This window comes from Iodobacter sp. CM08, from assembly GCF_033446605.1.
Lineage (GTDB): Bacteria > Pseudomonadota > Gammaproteobacteria > Burkholderiales > Chitinibacteraceae > Iodobacter.
Window position 1 is genome coordinate 1 of the sequence record NZ_JAWQUO010000076.1, and the last position, 5,619, is coordinate 5,619.

4 protein-coding genes are annotated in these 5,619 nt (G+C 46.6%); all 4 read left to right on the plus strand.

Annotated elements, in window-relative coordinates; genetic code table 11:
* Positions 1 to 983, plus strand: a 983-nt coding sequence (locus R6242_RS21855; protein ID WP_318430952.1) for a DUF4123 domain-containing protein, incomplete at its 5' end; no start/stop codon positions are given.
* Positions 967 to 3,837 carry a T6SS effector BTH_I2691 family protein gene (locus R6242_RS21860; RefSeq protein WP_318430953.1) on the plus strand — a complete coding sequence of 957 codons (2,871 nt, stop codon included), beginning with the start codon at positions 967 to 969 and terminating at the stop codon, positions 3,835 to 3,837. The genes R6242_RS21855 and R6242_RS21860, both read left to right, overlap by 17 nt.
* 14 nt (positions 3,838 to 3,851) lie before the next feature.
* Positions 3,852 to 4,961 (plus strand): DUF6708 domain-containing protein, encoded by a 1,110-nt coding sequence (locus tag R6242_RS21865; RefSeq protein WP_318430954.1) that lies wholly within the window; start codon positions 3,852 to 3,854, stop codon positions 4,959 to 4,961.
* Positions 4,962 to 5,059: 98 nt separating this feature from the next.
* The coding region (locus tag R6242_RS21870) for a DUF6708 domain-containing protein (RefSeq protein ID WP_318430956.1) at positions 5,060 to 5,619 on the plus strand (560 nt) is incomplete at its 3' end.

Below are 5,619 nucleotides of genomic sequence, written 5' to 3' on the forward strand. Positions count from 1 at the left end.
CATGGCCTCCACTGGCTATTGAACCGGTTCATATTACGCAGTTGACAGCACAAATTGGATCGTCAAAACAAGACGGCACTCTCTATTTGCTGATTGATCCTATGCTGGGCGAGCCACGCCCCTTAGATGGCGGACCAGATGCAGCGCCAGCAGAGAACACGCCTTCTCTGCAAGACTCCCGAACGCAAGCGTGGGACGGGCGGCTTATCACCATGCTGACTTTTAATGAGCCGCCTTTGCCTTATGCCCAATTGCCTTATTTAGTGCAGCTGCATAATAAAGAAGATCCTTTATTTGTCGAGTCTATTCAACTGGCCTTAGAAAACAACCTCTCCTTAGTAGAGAAAGGATTTGGTGGGCTCCCTATATGCGCTTGGTTACAAAGCCATGCCAGCGGCGAAGAGCTGGCAATATGGTTAGCCAGAATGATGCAGCAAAGAATAAAGGGGCGAACAGGCAAGCGCTATTTAAGAGCCAGTGACCCCAGAACAATGCCCTTACTTTTAGCGCTGCTGGGTGAAGAGCGCATCAGTCTGTGGCTTGGCCCTGTTTCTAACTGGTATTTTTTATCTATCGACGGCAGAGTCACCCATCTACAAAGCACAGGGGGCAACAAGGCAACGCTGGCATTAAAGCCCCATGAAGCAGAAGCCATACTCGATGCTGAGGCGATTAACCGTACTTTAGCGCAATGGTATGCCACACGATCAGCCCCCTATGCTCAGATGTTTTTAAATGCACGGCTATGGGTTAAAACGGCCAGGGAATCGGGCTGGCCGCAAATCGATGATCAACTGGCCTTTGCCCTCTATGCGGATCGATATCCGCAGTTTTGGCAGCACCCATCCATGGCCGCAATTTTTAAAAACGCCAAAGAAACTCAAACGCCTTTGAATACCGCCTTGGCCGAAATAACCGAAAGCCAATGGGACCAAATCATGCTGAACTCACCGCAAAAGAAGACCAATGACGGATACCTGTAGAGCTTGTGAAAAAAGTGGTCTGCCTATTCTATTGGTGCGCCCTTCTGTAATTGCAAACAAAGCAGATTTGCAACCCGCTGGTAGTGACAAGCTGCTTTCGCACGCCACTGCGCAAAAAGCCGCCCAGCTTGCCACACCTAAGCAATCGCGCTTTGTCTTGCGCACCCTGCGCCGAGGTTATTTATATGTGTTTTATGAAACACCGCCAGCAGGCAAAAAAGATGGTTGGGATATCTATCGGATTACACCGGAAGGAGCGCTTTACTCTACCTCGCACCCCTCCTTTTATGCGCAAGAGCCTTTCTCATGTAATAAAGCCGGCCATTTGCATAAAGTGCGCTTACTGACGATTCCCCAGGCTCATAAAACGGGGAAAATATGGCTGGCTTATAGCGCCAACTTATGGAATGACACGCTTAAAAAAGCGAATCAGGCCAATCCAAAAGTCATGCAATGCCTTGATGTTAAAGCCTACTTAGATAGCGGAAAAGCACCAGACAATGCATTTGTTGCCAAGGCAGAAAGCCCAGGGAAATTTGTTGCTGAATATGCACTGCGCAATGTAAGCCCGGGAAAAGATGCGGAACCCTACTTCCCCTTTAAAACCGGAGCAGGCGCGCTGGATCAACTGAATGGCCATATGCAGCAACTGGGCAATATGCACCCCAAGACCAAAGATAAAGGCCTTGTGTTTGCCCTGCCAGACCCGGTGGCAGTTTCTGCCGAGCTAAACCATTTGCGTATGCGGGCGCTGGTAAAAATGAACGAGGCACTAACCCCCTTCGCCCAGGGAATGCTCTGCTCTGCCAGGCTTAGCGGCATTCAAAAAATGCTTCATCAAGATAATTTCAAGAAAACGGACTCATTTTTTGAATCGGGGGCAAGGGATTTAGGCGTGATTACCAAGGGGCAATATGATCGAAAAGAATCTAATGCCTATGGTCAGATCCCGATTGATTATTCAAGGAAAACACTGTGGGAGCCACTTGATACCACAACGCCCATTACCTCAAGGACACTGGGCCGGGTTTTTCAGCCTGAAGACACCGCGCAACGTGAACGTACAGCCAATCTGCGAACACAAGCCGATTGGAAAAAAATTGAAGAGAAGCTGATTAAAGGCAAGCGCGAAGTCTTTGTAAAGAAATACGAGATTGAAGAGGCTGCTCAAAAAGCCATCGTTACTCTTTTTGACGATGATTACGCCGCCGCATCTCAAAAAAACGTGACTGATTTTTTTGCCCTGCATTTTGATGAGAACGACCCGAACGATCCTAAGCAAACCCACCATAGTGCGGGGGCTTGCTATAGCGAAGAGGCATTTCATGTTTACGGCGGGGGCAGCATGGGCCCTAGCAGCGCCGAGCTGGCGTATCAACAGGCGCTCAAACCAGTCACCGGTCTGGATGCAGTGATGCTGCGTGCACAGCTTTCTAATCAAAAATCGCTTTTTGAATATGTGGCCGAAGATAATCAGGCCAAAAGTTATAACCTACTCAAAGACTTAATTGTGCCGCAGCTTAATGCTAAGTTTAGCTGGCTGAATGAGGCAGTATTTGGCTTTCATCAGGGGGTTTCTACGGCATTGATTGGCGGTGCGGTGGGCTACGCCAGTCAGCACAATAGCTTTAAAACGATAGAACGAAAACTGCTTGGCATGGCTTTGCTTGGTCAGAATATGGAGCATATTCTGGCTACGGCACTCAACAAAATCAAACCCAAGGCTCGCCCAATATTAATCAGCGTCTTCTTACCTTTTGATGAGGCCATTGCTTTGCTAAGCAGCAAGCAATATGTGCCAAGCAAAAAACAGATAAAGAGCATGCGCAAGCAAGGAAAGATCGAGCTGCATGTACTTACCGATACCGATAAGCTAAAGCAAGCCTCACAAAGCGCCGCAGCCCTAAAAGACGCTGAAAAAGTAACCCTGAATATCTCTAAGCTTAATTTAACCGCGCAAGGCTTAGAGGCGATACAAAAAGTATCGGAAGAAGATTTTGGCAAGATGTTTGCGCAGCAAAGGCACGTGGCAGAAACGGCAAAAGAAGCTTTAAATAGCTTAAAAGAAAACAGCTGGCGTGGCGGTAAGGCGGTCTTTATCAAGGCAGAGGGCCGCATTGCCATCGGCTTTTTATCCCTGCAAATGCTGGGCTTAAATGGCAGCCTTAAATCTTTAGCCGCAGCCAGCCCCGAAGATCAAAAAGCCTTACGCGATGCTTGGTTTGGCATTGCCAGCAATGGCTTGGGTACGGTTGGGGCTACTGGGGAGCTGGCGGGCATTGCTGCAGCACAATTTGCGAAGCATGGGGCTACGACACTTTGGCTGAAAGCCATAGGTGGTTTTGCAGGCTGGGGAGCTTTGCTGGTGGATTCTGCGCAGGCTTTTACTTTTGCAGGTGAGCGTTCCAAGCGTAATGATAAATATTCGGCAACTGCTTGGAAAAGTACTGGGTTTTTATATGGTGCTGGTGGAGTAGCAGGCATTTTGGCAACCGGTGAGATGGTAGTTAAATGGATAGGTACTAGGGCCATTATTTCTACGGCAGCCGTGGCCTCTGAGGGCGTAATTGTTATTCTGGGTATGAGTTTAACCGGCTGGGGCCTAATTTTAATGGGGCTGGGGGTGCTGGCATCTTCCGGCTCGGCAATGCTAACGCCTACCGAGTTAGAGGATTGGGCCGAAGACTGCTTCTTTGGCAAGGTGAATAAGTTTCACACCGCTGCAGAGGAAGAAAGAGCGCTCCTGAAGGCTTTACATAAGAGCAATCAGGCCGCGCCTGAGCCTCAGTCTAAATATGATGTGAAGCAATCCCAGAGGGCAGACAAATCAGCCCCTGCCTCTGTCAAACCCTAAAGAGCTTATTACCTATGACATTAAATACCGCCTCAACTGCAGCTTATCGTGTACTGAAAGGTGAATACCCGCCAGCAATGATTGATGTATCTAGCTTGGGCATTACCACCTACCTAAATAAGAAAACAACCGCGCGGCAAAATGGCAGCACGCTGAGTGAAGTTAAAACGATCTATGCAGCAGCCATCGAGCTGGCCAGTACCACACATTATCAGCGTGGCCTTGTAACCGTGTTTGCAATGCTCCTCATTTTTGGTTTTTTCCCCATGATGTTGTATAGCGCTTATTCATTTACATCGTTTGTTTCTGATGCTGAGGTAGTTCTTTTCATTATCGAATTGGTCATGTTTATTTGTAGCCTTTTTGGCGTTTTTGTTACCTTTCATGGCGGCGTATATTTTCTAAGAGCCGATATGTTTTCACTTAAAAATGACAGCTTGTTTTTTGATAAGAAAAAGAAAAAAGTTTTCCGTGTATTTCGTGACACGCCAGGTGCCATTGATTACATGAGAAATAGCTTCAAAAAACGTAATCCATTTTATCCTTGGCCTACCGTGATTGTTGAATACGATTGGGATTCTTTCGAATTTGTGCATGTTTCAAAAGTGGTGATGCTGGGGCAATTGCCTTCAACAACAAATGCATTGGGTGTATTGGTTAAAAACACCGCAGAAATATTAAATAAACCTAAAAAATTCGATCTGGAGCAGGATCTTCGCCTTTTATTAAACCCCCTGCCCCGGCCAGAATATGTTGATTTCTTTACCATGGGCAATCCACTGGTCATGAGTGAATATTCCGTGCAGGCATTATGGGCCTATCTGCATGCCTATATGGAAGAAAATGGCCCGGCTTTACCTGCTGGTGAGTCTTTAGCTGCGGCTGCGCCCACGACGTGGTGGCAGTCGATGGGATTGGTTAGCCCATTGGGTGCAAGCGCGAATGAGTGGGCAAAAGATAGACCTATATTTTTTATCTTCTTTTTATTGATTTTCCCTATCTCTGTGCCTTTCTCTACTCTCTGGGGCACCTTTAATTGGCTTTCGCATAAAACCGCATTCGAAGCCCCATTCCCCCCAGAAATCCGTGCCGAGTGGGGGGAGCCATTACTGCCCAAGAAATAAGCCTTTGCATTGCTATCGCCTTGTGCGATAGCAGCAAATAAAGTAGGGATCGCTGTAATTAGCTTAACGATTCAATTCCATCTAAAAAATAAAAGCTCATGACTCCAACGGCCACAACTACTGCTTACCGTGTACTGCAAGGTGAATACCCGCCGGCAATGATCGATGTATCTAGCTTGGGCATTAGCACTTATCTGAATAAGAAAACAACCGCGCGGCAAGGTGGCAGTACGCTGAGCGAAGTTAAAACGATCTATCCAGCTGCCATCGAGCTGGCCAGTACTACTCATTATCAGCGAGGCCTTGTAACGGTATTTGCATTGCTCATTATTTTTGGGTTCTTCCCGCTTATGTTGTATGGCACCTATTTATCTACTTGGTTACTTAATAGCGATAGAGTTATTTTCGTTTTAATCTCGATTGTTCAATTTATTTTTAGTTCTTTTTTTTCTTTTGTTGCATTTCATTTTGGGCTATACCCGCTAAGGGCGGATATGTTTGCACTTAAAAACGACAGCTTGTTTTTTGATAGAGAAAAGAAAAAAGTTTACCGTGTTTTTAGAGATTTACCTGGTCTTATTGAGTACGTTAGAAATAGCTTTAAAAAACGTAATCCATTTTATGCTTGGCCTACCGTGATTGTTGAATACGATTGGGA